This window comes from Colwellia sp. M166, assembly GCF_024585285.1.
Lineage (GTDB): Bacteria > Pseudomonadota > Gammaproteobacteria > Enterobacterales > Alteromonadaceae > Cognaticolwellia.
The window spans coordinates 1,490,462-1,505,719 of record NZ_CP040755.1 but is presented as its reverse complement, the minus strand read 5'-3'; the positions used below and the strand labels follow the sequence as shown (position 1 = coordinate 1,505,719).

Below are 15,258 nucleotides of genomic sequence, written 5' to 3'. Positions count from 1 at the left end.
ATGAGTGTTTGTGGTTGGTTGATTATTATGCAACTATTGTTGTTATACTCAGTTCTAGGGCTGTAAAAATAAAATAATAATCGTTAAATGACAGGGAGTTTATTTTGACATATTCATTTCAATACTTACGTACACCATTAGCAATGTTCAGTTTAGCTTGTTTGCTCGCCGCCTGTGGTGGAGAACATACTTATATTGGCACGCCAGCGCCTACTGTTCCAGAGCCAACACTACCCCCTACGGTGGTTACTCCAGTACCTTCATTTGATAACGACGGTATTCTAACAGCCAATATTCGCTGGACAGATTATGGTGTGCCTCACGTTACGGCAGATAACCTTGAAAGCATGTCTTATGGGGTTGGTTATGCATTCGCAAAGGATAATATCTGTATCTTGGCTGATCAAATTGTTAAATATAACTCTCAGCGCGCAAAATACTTAGGTCCGGACTTAATTGCCGCTTCAGGGGATTCAGAACATTTAATTAATGATTTTGGCTTCTTAACCTTGGGTATTAGAAAGCACGCAGAGCAAAATATTAACGCCTTATCCGCTAATAGTCAGGCATTATTGTCTGGTTATGCTCAAGGCTATAATAAATACTTGGCCGATACCGGTGTTAGCAATATCGATAGTGCCTGCGCTAATATGCCTTGGGTGCAACCGATAACTGATATTGATGTGTTAACGTATTCTCTGGGAATTGCTTTGTTACCCGGTGCAGCAAACTTTCTTGGACCGATGTTTCTCGCTGCTCCTCCTGGAGAAAATTATATACCGTACCAACAAAGTGTTAATGCTAGTGGCTACCAAGTTAACGCCAAACCAATAGTGAAACTACCAGCAATAAATCCAGGTGATTTAGGTTCAAATGGTTGGGGCTTAGGCAAAGATAAAACTGAAAATGGCAAGGGTATGGTGCTGGCTAACCCGCATTTCCCCCATACTGGTAATTTACGTTTTTGGCAGTTTCATATCACTATTCCTGAGCACTTAAATGTCATGGGGGGCTCATTAACAGGTATGCCAGGCGTTGTTAATATTGGTTTTAATGAACATGTTGCTTGGACACATACTTTCTCTTCAGCAGAGCATTTTGTGGTTTATCAACTAACATTGAATCCCAATGACCCCGCACAAATGTCGCAAGTAATTGATGGTGTTAATCGTGTTATTACGCAAAAAGAATTTGTTATTGATGTTGCTGTAGCGCCAGGGCAAACCATTAAATTAGCCAAAAAAAGTTATTCAACACATCATGGCCCTATGATTATTATCCCCGGTAGCTTTGAATGGGGACCTGGTGGCAGTGCTTTTGCGATTAAAGATGTGAACTTAGGCAATGTGGATATTATTGATCATTGGTTGGCGATGAATTTAGCCGGTAATATTGCCGAATTTGAACAAGCTTTCCAAGATTATGATGGTGTCATTTTTAATAACACGATGTCAGCAGATAGCGAGGGAAATGTTTATTATGTTGATGACTCTCCCGTGCCTTATTTAACTGATATTGCGCTCAAGGAAATGACTACCAATCCTTTACTTATTGGTGCTAAGCAAGCCGCCGGCTTTACAATATTACCCGGTTTCTTATCGGCATTCGATTTTGAACGTGCTGTGCCTTATGCAAATGCACCTAAGTATTCAGGTACTGATTATGTACAAAACTCTAATGATAGTTTCTGGTTAACTAATCTTAATGCACCAATAACCGGTATTTCACCGCTATATGGAAAAGTTGAAAATGAGCAATCGTTACGATCACGCATGGCACATAAACTACTAGCTGATAGTGCCGGCAGTGATGGCTTATTTAATCTGCAAGAGCTTGAACTAGCTTTACTAAATAATCGTAGTTATTTAGCTGAAGATATTCTCGCTGAGTTATTGTCTATTTGCCAAGCACAAGGAAGTACAGCTGTTGTTCTTGGAGCAGGCAATATAGATATTAGTAGTGGTTGTTCAGCGCTGGCGCTTTGGGATGGCACAATGAATAAAAACAGTAGCTCTGCACATTTATTTAGAGAGTTTGCTTTTTTGTTTGCTCAAAACCCTCAATGGCAACAAGGCTTTGCTGTTGACAGTGCGACAACAACACCAAAAGGCTTAGTGAATAATACGACTACCCTTGAACAGTTTACTCAAGCTATTGTTAATGTTGAATCTGCTGGCTTTGCCTTGGATGCCACACTGGGTAGCGTGCAATTTGTTGAACGAAGCTTACCAGATGGTAGTGCTTCAGGCGTGAAAATTCCATGGGCCGGGGCGCATAATATTGAAGGTGGCTTTAATGTTTTTAGCCCCATGACTATCAATGACGGCACGCTATTGCGTCGACATAATTACTCAGCACAAAATATGGATTCGCCTTTGAGCGCAGACTCTGCAGGCTATCATATTAATAGCGGTAGTAGTTGGATGACTGTTGTTAACTTTACTGATGATGGTCCAGTTGCTCGTGGTTTACTGACTTACTCTCAATCTAGTGAATATGGTAGTGATCATAACTTAGATCAAACTTTATTATATTCACAGCAACCTCAACTTAGACCTTTACGTTTTACTGAGGCCGATATAGAAGCAAATAAAGTGTCAGAAATGACGATTACTTCGACAGTATCGAGTAATTAGTTAGCAGCTATAAACAAAGAGGCCAGCATTTATGCTGGCCTCTTTGTTTACAGATAATTTATTTAGTAATTGATGCAAGTTCGATAGTTACTTGATCTAAGCCTAAATCTGATATTTTGCGATTAAACTCTGATTGTTTAGTGCTAATTAAAGATATTCCTTCAACAATCATGTCATAGGCTTTCCATTGCTGTGTCTTGCTATCTTTGCGCATTTGAAATGTTAGTTTGATATCTGGCTTACCAGTATCGACTATTTTGACATCAACCGAAGCAGATCTGGCGTTTGCTTTTAAATTAGTTTCAGGTTCAAACAAGACCTTTTGATTTTTATATTGGGTTAATGCGTTAGCATAAGTACGCACTAAATATGCACGCATTGCCGTAATAAACTTTACCCTTTGCTCAGGGGTGGTTTTTCTCAAATGTTTACCTAAAATTTTAAATGCTGCATATTGATAATCTACTGACGGCATTAACTCTTCTTCGACAATATCTCGCATTAGCTCAGGAAACTTATTTAAAGCCTCTTGATTATTGGCAATTCTAGTAAACAAACTATTACCTGTTACTTCGATAACTTGATAGGGAGAAACTGATGGCGTAGCCTCAGTTGCAATACTATTTTGAATAAAGCCAGTAAGTAATACCAGAAGTATTAGGAGCTGTTTCATGACGATCCTTGCGAAATAACGTTAAAGTGTGATGGTATTTATATTGCTAGCTATTATACATACCGACCGCACGGTCTGTAAATGACTTTTAGGATTAAGATAGAAGATAAAGTGTTAAGAAGTGTTAACTCAAGACGTAATTAATGGTTATTAAGCTTTGAGCTGTTGAAGATAGCGACAAAGTTCTTTGATGACTTTGTCAAAAAGCTCTTTATTTAATGTACTCTTACTTAAACTTGAAGAGCCATGAAAGGTTGAAACAATAAAGTAGGCGACTTGACTAAAATCTAGATCAGGTTTTAGCTGCTTGCTAACTCGTGACAAATTAGTGGCGATTAATAAGTTTAACTGTTGTTGCATCGCTAATATACGAATACGAAAGCCTTCATTAACGCCAGACATTTCTTGGCAGAGGTTGTTTAGCGGGCAGCCACAAATGATTTCATCGCAAGTCATCTCTTTAGACATTGAACTGAAAAAGTCGCATAAACCTTGAATTGGATCTTCAGACTCTACTGGTGGTTGCCAAAGTGCAATAAAAGCAGGCGCATATACTTCTTCAAATACCGCATAGCCAAGCTCCATCTTATTAGAAAAGTGATGATACAGCGCACCTTTAGATATTTCACAACGCGCTAAAATACAAGATAAGCTCGTGGCAGTGAAACCCTTTTTATGAATTTCATCAGCACTTATCTCAAGTATTTTGTTACGGGTTTGTTCAGCATCTCTCATGAATTTATCTTAAAGCAGCGAAAATGATAATAGTGTTAGTTTAACCGACCGGTAGGTCGGTTGTAAAGTTTATACCAAGTTTATTAAGTTTGTTCCTGATCATTCCAATATAGAACTAGAAGGTTTCTAATGAAGCTGGATCGGATTTTTGGCGGGATATTGAGCTGAAAGATACGGCTTAAGCTCATTGTTGCTTATGGAAGTTCATTTCAGCACGCTAACTTTTACCAGACTTTAGACATTAAGCTTTAAAAGTGCACAATCACGCCAACAAAAGCACCTTTAAATTCAAGATCAGTATCTAAATTATGTAAATCTTCAAACTCGATTTTCATGACTCGATACCCTAAGGCCAGATTAAAATCCATCTTGCTGATATAAGCTAGGTTGTAATTTAGACCAACTTGATAGTCAAAAAGTGAATGGTCATCTATCAATGAAAAATCCCCTTGAGCAAATAAACTTAGCCCTGTTAATGGCAAGCTAATGTTGGTAGCTGCATACAGCATAGGTACAATTTCGTCGGTTTTTATTTTACCTGTAGGAGTAACTGAACTTGATGTTGATGTTGATGGACAAGGGTTGCCTTGCGATGTTTGTAGGCAATCATCATAATCAATAATTGTTTGCCCTGTAATAATAACAGCACCATTAAAATCTCTCGCGCTTAAACCCAAATCAAATGAAAATAAGTCGTTATCAAATAACCCATAATATAAGGTGTAGTCCAAATAACTGACGTTAAAATTGGCATTAGCATCAGTATCAATTAGAAAAGTTTCATCGCCGAAGCTAAATACTTGCGTTAAATTAGCTCTACCTGTGGTAGCAATTGTAGTACTTGAGATACGAACATTAGGGAGTAAAGGATAAGGATGTACAATGGCAACAAAGAAGTTATTTTGCTGTTCTTTTTTTAGATTGAAATCAATTAGTGTATTTTTTTCACCCAAAATACCACTGGCTTCACTTTGCCAAGTTTGGCCGCCCAAATATAAACCAACCTTATTATTTGCTTTTGGGGTAAAAGTAAAAGCTGCTTGTACGTTAGCCGTAAAAAGCATAGCAAGCGTTGCTGCCAAAGCCGTTTTTTTCATCGAGTTACTCTCCTTATTTACCAATGGCTATATTCCATGTTTTAACTATTTAGCATCACTTTTATAATCACAAGTGCTCATAAAAGAGCGATTTATATGATGTTCGATTGTAGTTCATATGACGATTAAAGTTAATAAAAGCTTATTAATTAAGTGTTTATATCGAATAGTTAGGGTATTTAATCCCACAATCTAATAAGCTTGAATGGCAATCATCGTCTAGTCCTGCCATTTTTTCACGCCATCTAGCTGACTTGCTTGTCGCTTAGTTTAAATAGTGCCATCGCTATCCTTCGCATTATATTAAACATTAAGTGATCCCTGCTTTTACAGTGCTCAATGCAAGAGTCAGTTATTAATTAAAATTTTTCAGAAAAGTAGCGCTCATATTGAGTTACCAATATGCTCATTATGCCTTGCTCTGATCGCTACTTGTTCTATAAATTCAGTTTATAATGATCTTGCGTAAGTTATTAATAAAAAGCTTATTTATTGTTGATAATAGGTTCAGTATATGAATTTATTTCTTTTTCAGAGCGCATCAAGTGCTAATTAATCATCACTTCTAGTCATCGTTGTAATTGACTGTGTAGATTTACACAGAGATACCTAATTATATATTTCAAGCACAGGCAATTAGTTGATAGTCAACGTGCCACTTTTAAATACTTCTAGCCTAAAATAACATGTTTATTTAGTGTCTAAAATCTAGATTTTATTAAAGTGTAATAATGTCTACTCTGTAGGAAGACTAGTCGGGTTGATTAAGATTTTTAATAATCGTTTGGGTGGCTAAACCGTCCTTAAAATATACAGATTGTTCATTAAAAAAATGCTCCTTATGGTTAAGACTATTCGTCAGACCTCAATTTCACTTGGTGATTGGCAATCTCAAAAATTATGTACAGCCGCATACCGGCGCCGCAAAAAATGTAAATTAAATGCTGATTTTTCTTATCACGTGACGCGTTTATCATTATTTATAACCTTCCAGCGTTTAGTCAATTTTGGGCTTAGTAGATTACTATGAAAAATGACTATTATTTTCATCATCACTTTTTCTTACTTCACCAATAGTTAGTTAAATTTACCATTTCTTTCTATTTCTTGAGTTGCAGTGCTTTTAATTTTTTTAATTTCAATGAGTTATTTATGGCGTTGTTTTTGCTCAGTAACTGAATCTTAATTTATAAGGGAAGTATAATGTTATTGGATATTCAATCACTTAGTCATCAATATCAGAGTGGCAAAAATACTGAGTTTGCAATCAACTCACTGTCACTGCAAGTTGAGCCAGGAATTTTGGGTTTGTTAGGTCCAAATGGTGCAGGGAAATCTAGCCTGATGCGAATTCTTGCAACGATTACAAAACCAACCCAAGGAAATATCTTTTGGCAAGGGCAAGATATTATTAAGTCACCTCAAATATTGAGGAATGAATTGGGTTACTTGCCACAATATTTTGGGGTATATGATCAGTTATCAGGCATCGAGTTTTTGCAATACATCGCTAGCTTAAAAGGATTAGATAAATCAATAGCAGATCAGACCATTGAAGCTTTGCTTCATAAACTCAACCTAACGCACGCTGCGCATATGTCATTAAAAGGCTATTCTGGTGGTATGAAACAGCGTATTGGTATTGCGCAGGCTTTACTTAATGATCCCAAGTTGCTGATTATTGATGAACCAACCGTTGGCCTAGATCCACAAGAACGTGCTAATTTTCGCCAGTTATTAACCGAGTTGGCAGGTGAACGTTGCATACTATTCTCTACGCATATAGTGACAGATGTTGAATCAATTGCAGATCGCATTGCGATTATGCACTCAGGGCATTTAATTCAATCAGCATCACCCAATACACTTCAACATAAAGTCGCCAATAAATGCTGGCAACTAACGGTCAATTTCAGTGAACTTAAACAGTGCCAGCATGAATTCATTGTTAGCCATAGTGTGCGTAAAGAAACCATGGTTGAACTTAATATTGTTGCTGACTATTGTCCTGATGCAAGAGCTATTTCAAGAGCACCGTCATTAGAAGATGCTTACCTTTACTTTACCTGTAACCGACCGGCCGCACTGGCTATGCGAGGGTAAGTTAATGAATCAAGTATGGCAATGCATCAATGCTGATTTTAAACAACGGACCCGCCAGCAGAGCTTTGTAGTTACACTTTTGGCGATGTCGGTATTAACATTACTTTTTTTCCCTTCTCCGGATGCTGATTATCAAACGCTAGTGATCAATGGTTATCGGGGGAGCTACAATAGCGCTTGGCTTGGTGTATGCCTAGCTATGATGAACGTTTTGTTTTTACCTGTTATCTGTTTTTATTTGGTTAAAAATGCCCTTGAATTAGACCGACAATCAATGACCGGCGAACTCATCGCCGCTACGCCTATTAGTAAGCTAAAATTTTTATTAGCTAAATGGTGCACCAGTGTCGTTATTTTGATTTCTATTGTGCTGGTTATGCTATTGAGTAGTATTGCTATCCAGCTTTATTATGGCGAGAGTTATCACATAAACCTTTGGGCGTTAGCCTGGCCACAGCTAGTTTTTGTCTTGCCTATGTTATTAGCTATTGCCGCTATCGCGCTAATGTTTGAGTCAATTAAGTGGCTTAAAGGCGGGTTAGGTAACGTGCTTTATTTTTTCTTATGGATTGGCTCTATTGTTCAAACCATTGAAAGTGCTTCTGGGATCGGTGCATTGCTCAACCAATTAGATGCCGAAGTTGTAAAGCGTTTTCCATTACAGCAAGGTGGGACCAATATCGGGGTAAGTATCAGTAATGAAGCCAATGAAATAAACACTTTTGTTTGGCAAGGCATAGAGCCGACAATAATGCACCTGTGGGGAGCACTGCCTTTATTTTTTATTTGTCTTAGTTGTTTAACGTTAACCTATTTATTTTTTGATCGTTTTAGCCAAAACGCCATACCTGAAAATAAACCAACTTCATGGTTAAATTTCACCTTAAAAACTAAAGTGGGTGGCCAACTTGATAGGTTTTTTGTTGCTTTAAGCAAGCATTTTGCCTTTACCCGCCTGTTACGATTAGAGTTAAAATTAATACTTAAAGGTCATTCAGTGTATTGGTTTATCGGTTTACTGGTGTTAAATATCGTGCAATTGTTTATCAGTCAAAAATTGCTTATTAGCCTTGTTTTACCTATTTCGTGGTTATGGTGTGTGTTGGTGATCTCTCAGCTAGGGCAATTAGAAAAACAAGCTAATACTTCTGAGTTGATCACATACAGTAAGCAATCATCCATTTTACAAAGCTTTGCCTGCTATTGTGCGGCATGGATATTATTAGCTTTAGCAAGTATGGGCAGCGTTGTCCGTTTCACTGGCAGTACTGAGTGGTTGTTGCTCGTGCAATTGATTATCGCCATTTCATTTACCGTATCACTTGCCTATTTTTGTGGCGCGTTTACTGGCACAAAACGGACGTTTGAAGTGCTTTACCCTGCACTTTGGTACATGGGACCCATTCAAACCGCATTATATGTCGATTTTTTTGGTGTTAATAGTCAAGCAAGTTGGCAGGCAGGCGTGCCTTATTATTTTATCGCTATTTCAGTAAGCTTACTCATGTTAACGATTAGTGCTAAAAGCACAGGTTAATCTATGTAAGCTGAACTTTGAATGATAATTTCTTGATGTTCAAATTAAATCAATGACGTATATGATAGCTTTTGCAAAGCTAAAATAACCATATGCGCCATCAATATCTTATTATATTATCAAGGCAAAATATTTATCAATAGAGGGCTATTTATCAACGTTTTAACGCTAAAAATGGGATAAAAGGGAATGTTGATAAGGGCTGACTTGTTCTAATGTGATCGTTAATTAGATGAAGTAAATGACTAAAAGCTTTAAGCCAGTAAAGTATTCTAATTTTCTGGGTCTTCCTTATATATTAGAGATGCGAAATACAATCAGCATTTACGTTGAATCTTAGGTGGTAAAGCCTGCAATGTAGCGAAGGTTTCAGTATTAAAGAGAAGTTGTGAGCTGAAAATAGGCGCAGTCACTAGGCATCGACTTTTATAGTATGCCCCAGAATTATTGGAAATAGTACAAGTGTAACTCTCAGCAATGACACAATATCAATTAAGCAAAGTATAATGAGTAAACGATGATATTAAGGTATATAACTGATAATATTATCTGCTCAAGTTAATGATATAACTAACAATAAAATTTTATTATACAGGCATCGCAAACATAGACCGTTTATGTATACAGACTATCCCGTCTAATGCGTTGATGGCCAATAAACTGTGGTCTTCAAAAGCTACATCTCCAGGTTGCGAGGTATGCTGACAATTTATGAACTCTAGATGAGATGCCACCCATAAAGTTTGATCTAATTTTACAATTAGGCCTATATGGCCAAAGCATCGTTTCTGTATTTTGATTTCATTTATTGGTGCATTCCAATCTAAAACTCTCTCTGACATCTCAATTTTTGACCAATAGGAGTGATTCACTTGCGGGCTAGCAGATTTGTAGTATTTATTAATGTTTTCAAGAAAAACTTTCAATAACCTGCCAGATTCAAGGTGTATTTTTATCATTAACGTAGTCAGGCTTTCATTGGCAGATTGCAGTATTTTAGCTTGTAAAATAACATCCCCAGAATCAAAATTATTAGAGATTTTGTGGATAGTCACTCCTGAAAATCCAGGCCTTTTTATTAAATACGGTAAAGGAGTAGGTCCCCGTCCTTCGGGTAATAATGTCGGATGTATATTGATGGCATATTTCACATTGGTATCAGGAAGTAAATAAGCATATTCAGCAACTATGAACATTTCTGCCCCTAAAGAGATCAAATCATTGAGCTCAGTTAAGTCAGGTTTGTGCTCACAAATAGTGATATCACTTTTCTCACATAACCTATCGATAATAGATGAATCATGCGCATAACTATTTTTATATACTCGCAATATTTGGTGTTCTTCATCCAACAAATACTTTAAACACGAAGAAAATAAATTATTTCCGAAGTAAACTACTTTCATAAGCTTTTTTCTTTATTTCAAAATAGTGTTCCTCGATGGGTATAGCGATGATCATCATCGCTATACATCTTGGCTCTATGTAATTTTTACCAGGAAGCAGCTAAAACCTAAGTGTTAGCTGCATCAATTCTATTAAGATATTATTGCTTAATGTTTATGGGGGGCTTTTGGCTGCTTATCGCGAGTTGATGAATGGGTGTGAATAACTTTCCAGTCACCGTCAATCTTGCGAAATAAAAAGGTTTGATAGCCCGTTTTATCAAATACTTTACCTGAGTTTTTAACTTTTCCTTGCACTTCACTATCAGCAATAGCCCAGGCAAAATCTTTATCACTGCCTTCAAATGTTACTTCTATGTTGGAAAAGTCTAATTTGAGGTATTCCATTGCGTCTTTTTCAGGTTCAACATGATGATTTACTAAACTGTCTAACCCTGGGTTTTGACCGCCAGATTCGATATATCTAGCACCTTGAAAATTCAGATAATTTTTTCTAAAAGGCGTGCCATCACCATTTTCCCAGCCAAATTTAATACCGTCGATAATTGTAATAATTGCTTGTATGTCTTTATCGCTATGCGCTTTATCATTATGAGCAATGGTAAAAAAACTGACAACAAGTAGTAATAGCGCCGTCATATATTTGTTCATATTTGTTTATCCTTTATTTATTATTGTTGTTTTATTTTTTACTAATGAGACCAGTGGATGTGTACAATTTTCCATTTACTCTCTATTTTTTGAAGGATCATGCTTTCCATACCTTCGCTGTTTATTTGTTTGCCCTTAACGTCCCCTGTTAATTTTGTTCTAGACGTAGAATAGGCAATATTACCTAGCACGCTAACCTCATGCTCAAGTATTTCTATATCTATATCGGCTAAATATTTCATGTCGGCGAGCATATGATGATTGGCATAATCATCAGCGGAACGTTCAACCCGTCCACCTTCATAAATGATGACATTATCAGCTAAAAAAGAGCGAGCTTCTTTTTTATTTCCTGCTTGTATTGCTTGATGAAACTGAGTAACGGCTTTGCCTGCATCCGTTGTTAATACTGACAGTACTTCATGATTTTTTGAACTCTCTGTATCACTAGCATGTGCAATTGAGTTATTGCTCAGAGTTAGTGCCATAAACGAAATCAGGCTAATAATAATTGGTATATTTTTCATTTCTTTCTCTTTTGTTTTATTGATTGCAACTAACCATCAATCTATCGCTGTTAACACTTGATATTGTTCTGGTGTTAAGGTGTGTAGCTGATTGATAAAAGCTACCATTGCCCAAATACGCTGATCATCATGGGTTTTGCCCCACGCAGGCATGCCAGAGGCTTTAATGCCGTGCTTAATTATCCAAAAATTTCTCCGAGCTGCATCATTACCATCACCATGCTCATGGCCGATATGTTCTTCACTCGATACAGTCAAGTTAGGTGGCGCAGGGTATAAGCCTAAACTCATATCACTGTCACTCTGGCCGGGTTTTAGATGACAACTGGAACACATATATTCATAATCAGTGCCACCGGTTAGTAATAACTCAGGTGCACTTAAATCAGGAACTATGATATTTTCTGCCGCCTTGCGAATAGAGTTTTCTCTGGTTTCCTCTAACAGCCAATAGACAACATCACTGTGTGGCTTATCGGCGGCGACATCAACAATACCGGAGTACATCACAGTAGCGACTGAGCCTATAGCTAAAACAACAAGTAACAATAATAATTTAATGATTTTCATAAAATTCCTTTCAAGGATGAGATACTAAAAGTTACTTAGCGCGTGGCTGCCGGCATTAGCGCTAAGTTTCTAATTAAGATGATTTAATGATTATGCTCATCTTTCTTAGCGGCTTCATGCTCAGCTTGCTTCATTTGGCTGTGGTCCATATCTTTCATTGCATTTTGATCAGCTTTCGACTGCTGCATACATTTTTTCATCATGGCGATTGCAACAGGGTTTTTCATGTCCATTTTACTGTGATCCATTTTGCTACAATCTGCCTTTTCAGCTTTCTTTACATGCATTGATGGGTCGTGTGCCAACGCCGACATTGATAAGGTCATTGTCGGTATTAATACTAAAGCTAATTTTGTTAAGGTGTTCATGGTTGACTCCTAGTTTGATAAATTCTATTGGGTTTTTGTGTAGATGTCTCAAAGCGACATCGCTTTTTTTAACACTATTTTTGTATCTAATTCATGTTCAAATTCATCAGCTAAGCTCAGCTATAGTGTTGATATGCCACCTTAGTTAATTCACTCTTATGATGGGCTGATTTTACTCTACCGATTAGTTAGAACCAAAACCTGATGCCGGCAACAAACTCTGTTTCGCTACTGCTTAGCTCGTTTGATTTTGCATAATCGGCGGTTCGACCGTAGGTATTTGTCCACTCAACACCAAGGTAGGGAGCAAACTGACGAGTGAACTCATAACGGACACGAAAACCAATCGCACTACTCGATAAGCCACTACCGAGTTCATTTTGCTCATCGTCTTTGCCATAAAAGGTGATTTCAGCGCGTGGTTGTACAATCAACTTTTGTGTCAATAATAGTTCGTACTCGGCTTCAAGCGTAAACGCGCTATTACCTTTTTCCCCTAAATATGCGGTCATATCAAGCTCAAACCAATAGGGGGCTAAACCTTGCAGACCAACAGCTAGCCATTGACGATTTTTACCCTCTTTAGAGTAATCAGTGCGCAATCCTACTTGGGTATCCCAATACGCAGAAATAGCATGGCCCCATAAAATATCGGTTTGGTTTTCCTCAAGCTTACCTTTACTGATATCACCTTCCGTTTTTACAACTAACCGGTCAAAGGTGGTGCCATACCATGCTTGAAAGTCAAACACCGTGGCATCCGTTTGTTCGTTATATTCCAGCCGATCGCCTAATAGCGCATAAAATTTATATTCGTCAGCAAGCGTTAGTCTTTTTCCATCAGTTAATGCATAAGGGCCTTGAGTTAACGTGGTGCCAGCTGCGTACGCGTGGGGATCTCTTGCATTTATTGGTGCATCACCACCTTGAGCTTGCATTTTTTGCTTGCTCATTACCGGCATCTCACTTTGTGCGAAGCTTGGTTGGTTTAATAACGGCAAGCTCATGATAAGCCCATAGCTAATAGCTTTAGATAAAGTAAATTTATTCATGATACAACCACCTCTCTAAACATACCGGCATCCATATGAAATAATAAATGGCAGTGCCACGCCCATCGCCCGACATCGTGTGGTGTGGTTAAGAAACTGATCCGCTGTGCGGGTTGAACCGGAATGGTGTGACGACGTACTTGTACGTTACCTTGCTCATTTTCTAAATCACTCCACATACCATGTAAGTGCATTGGATGCGTCATCATGGTGTCGTTTTGTAAAATAACCCGTATTCTTTCGTTATGTTTCATGTGTACAGGCGTACTTTTACCAAACTCTAAACCATCAAATGACCAGCTATAACGTTCCATATTACCGGTTAGATGCAGCTCAATTTCAGCTTTAGGCTCTTGGGTGTTAGTGATACCATCAAGTGAGTGTAAATCAGCAAGTGTTAATACGCGACGACCATTGTTGCGCAAGCCAATACCTGGGTCATCCAAGTTTGTTCTTGGCATATCAACTCGCATATCGACTGAGGCGCCATATTCAGTTTTAGCATGACGAACTTTTCTACTAGCAATCGCTAAAGGGTTTTCAGCCGTGTCATGCTTGCTGTGATCCATCGCCATAGCACCGTGCTTCATAGCGCCTTTATCCATAGCATTACCCTGCATACCTGACATTGAACTATGTTCGCCGCCATTAGCCATATTCCCCATCATATCTGTCATTGTTAACCATTCAACAGGATCGAGTGACGGTACAGGAGCGTCAATACTCGGCGCTATCGACAACGTACCTTTGGCATAACCAGAGCGGTCTATACTTTGTGCAAAAATGGTATAAGCATCATTTTTTGGCTCGACAATAACATCGTAAGTTTCTCCGGGACCAAAGCGAAATTCATCAACAGTTACCGGTTCAATATTTTGTCCATCAGCTTGCACGACGGTTAGTTTTAGCTCTGGTATGCGCAGGTCAAAAAAACTATTACTTGAGCCGTTAATAAATCTTAGTCTGAGCTTTTCACCACTTTTAAATAGTCCACGCCAATTTGCCATTGGGGTGCTACCATTCATGAGAAACGTCATAGTTGATGCGGATAAGTCAGCAAGATCGGTAGGATTCATTCGCATCTTATTCCACATTTCTCGACGTTGTAAGGCATTAGCTACACTGGAACTAGCGACATCATCAAAAAATTCAGGCACAGTTGGTTGATTGAAATTGTAGGTATCACCCTGCACTTTTAATTTACCAAACACATCCATAGGGTTTTCGTCAGTCCAATCAGATAGCAAAATCACATGATCTTTATCGGCACTAATAATATCTTTTTCTCTCGGCTCAATAATTAAAGCACCGTACATACCGGTCATTTCTTGAAAACCGCTGTGCGAGTGATACCAATAAGTGCCACTTTGTTGGAGTTTAAATTTATAGACAAAAGTTTTACCCGGCATAATACCTTTAAAACTAATGCCGGGTACGCCATCCATTTGGTAGGGTAAAATTATGCCATGCCAGTGAATTGAGCTCGGTACGGTTAACTTATTCGTCACTCTAATAGTGACATCATCGCCTTCTTTAAGACGTAAGGTTGGGGCAGGAATAGAGCCATTAATGGTGGTAGCCATACGGACAACACCAGTAAAGTTAACCGGTGATTCTGCGATCACTAAATCAATAACCTTGCCGCTTAATTCAGGCGTATCACCGATAATGGTTGCTGCTAAAGATGAAGTTGCATTGAGTATACTAGGGAAAGCAGCAATTACGCCGCCCGCTATTAATCCTTGAACGAAACGTCGTCTTGGTAATAACCTTGGTTGTAATGACTCATTAACTCTCATTTCCATAGCCTTTTATATTAGAATATGCACAAAGTATAGGAGTTAGACCTGTCATTGGCATGACGCCAACATGACAAAGTTGTAATCTTAATGTCATCTTGCTG

The 15,258-nt window shown here is 38.1% G+C and carries 13 protein-coding genes; 3 read left to right on the top strand and 10 right to left on the bottom strand.

Annotation, left to right across the window (positions count from 1 at the left end):
• The first annotated feature begins 143 nt into the window (after positions 1-143).
• Positions 144-2,636 (top strand): acylase, encoded by a 2,493-nt coding sequence (locus tag FGD67_RS06850; RefSeq protein WP_257175082.1) that lies wholly within the window; start codon positions 144-146, stop codon positions 2,634-2,636.
• Between the two features lie 58 nt (positions 2,637-2,694).
• On the opposite strand, the gene FGD67_RS06845 is transcribed toward FGD67_RS06850, so the two are convergent.
• From FGD67_RS06845 to FGD67_RS06835, 3 genes are all read right to left on the bottom strand, one after another.
• The gene (locus FGD67_RS06845; protein WP_257174301.1) at positions 2,695-3,309 is read right to left on the bottom strand and encodes a phospholipid-binding protein MlaC; all 615 of its coding nucleotides are present in this window, start codon (positions 3,307-3,309) and stop codon (positions 2,695-2,697) included.
• 150 nt (positions 3,310-3,459) lie between these two features.
• Positions 3,460-4,044 (bottom strand): TetR/AcrR family transcriptional regulator, encoded by a 585-nt coding sequence (locus tag FGD67_RS06840; protein WP_257174300.1) that lies wholly within the window; start codon positions 4,042-4,044, stop codon positions 3,460-3,462.
• A gap of 248 nt (positions 4,045-4,292) precedes the next feature.
• A complete protein-coding gene (locus tag FGD67_RS06835; protein ID WP_257174299.1) occupies positions 4,293-5,141 on the bottom strand; it encodes a TIGR04219 family outer membrane beta-barrel protein in 849 nt (282 codons plus the stop codon).
• Positions 5,142-6,344: 1,203 nt separating this feature from the next.
• Between FGD67_RS06835 and FGD67_RS06830 the strand changes: the two genes are divergently transcribed.
• Positions 6,345-7,244 carry an ABC transporter ATP-binding protein gene (locus FGD67_RS06830; RefSeq protein ID WP_257174298.1) on the top strand — a complete coding sequence of 300 codons (900 nt, stop codon included), beginning with the start codon at positions 6,345-6,347 and terminating at the stop codon, positions 7,242-7,244.
• A gap of 4 nt (positions 7,245-7,248) precedes the next feature.
• Complete coding sequence (locus FGD67_RS06825) at positions 7,249-8,781, top strand: hypothetical protein (RefSeq protein ID WP_257174297.1); 1,533 nt, start codon at positions 7,249-7,251, stop codon at positions 8,779-8,781.
• A gap of 587 nt (positions 8,782-9,368) precedes the next feature.
• On the opposite strand, the gene FGD67_RS06820 is transcribed toward FGD67_RS06825, so the two are convergent.
• The 7 genes from FGD67_RS06820 to FGD67_RS06790 all read right to left on the bottom strand — a co-directional run bounded on the left by FGD67_RS06820 (position 9,369) and on the right by FGD67_RS06790 (position 15,154).
• Positions 9,369-10,187, bottom strand: coding sequence for a formyltransferase family protein (locus FGD67_RS06820; protein ID WP_257174296.1), 819 nt, complete (start codon positions 10,185-10,187; stop codon positions 9,369-9,371).
• A 147-nt stretch (positions 10,188-10,334) separates the two neighbouring features.
• Positions 10,335-10,838, bottom strand: coding sequence for a nuclear transport factor 2 family protein (locus FGD67_RS06815; protein WP_257174295.1), 504 nt, complete (start codon positions 10,836-10,838; stop codon positions 10,335-10,337).
• A 41-nt stretch (positions 10,839-10,879) separates the two neighbouring features.
• Entirely contained in the window at positions 10,880-11,365 is a 486-nt protein-coding gene (locus FGD67_RS06810; protein ID WP_257174294.1) for a nuclear transport factor 2 family protein, read from the bottom strand.
• 36 nt (positions 11,366-11,401) lie between these two features.
• Positions 11,402-11,935: a cytochrome c gene (locus FGD67_RS06805; protein ID WP_257174293.1), complete on the bottom strand. Its 534-nt coding sequence runs from the start codon at positions 11,933-11,935 to the stop codon at positions 11,402-11,404.
• 83 nt (positions 11,936-12,018) lie between these two features.
• A complete protein-coding gene (locus tag FGD67_RS06800) occupies positions 12,019-12,303 on the bottom strand; it encodes a hypothetical protein (protein ID WP_257174292.1) in 285 nt (94 codons plus the stop codon).
• 188 nt (positions 12,304-12,491) lie between these two features.
• Positions 12,492-13,355 (bottom strand): copper resistance protein B, encoded by an 864-nt coding sequence (locus tag FGD67_RS06795; RefSeq protein WP_257174291.1) that lies wholly within the window; start codon positions 13,353-13,355, stop codon positions 12,492-12,494.
• On the bottom strand, positions 13,352-15,154 hold the full coding sequence (locus tag FGD67_RS06790; protein WP_257174290.1) for a copper resistance system multicopper oxidase: 1,803 nt from the start codon (positions 15,152-15,154) through the stop codon (positions 13,352-13,354). Before FGD67_RS06790 ends, FGD67_RS06795 begins: the two co-directional genes overlap by 4 nt.
• Positions 15,155-15,258: the final 104 nt, after the last annotated feature.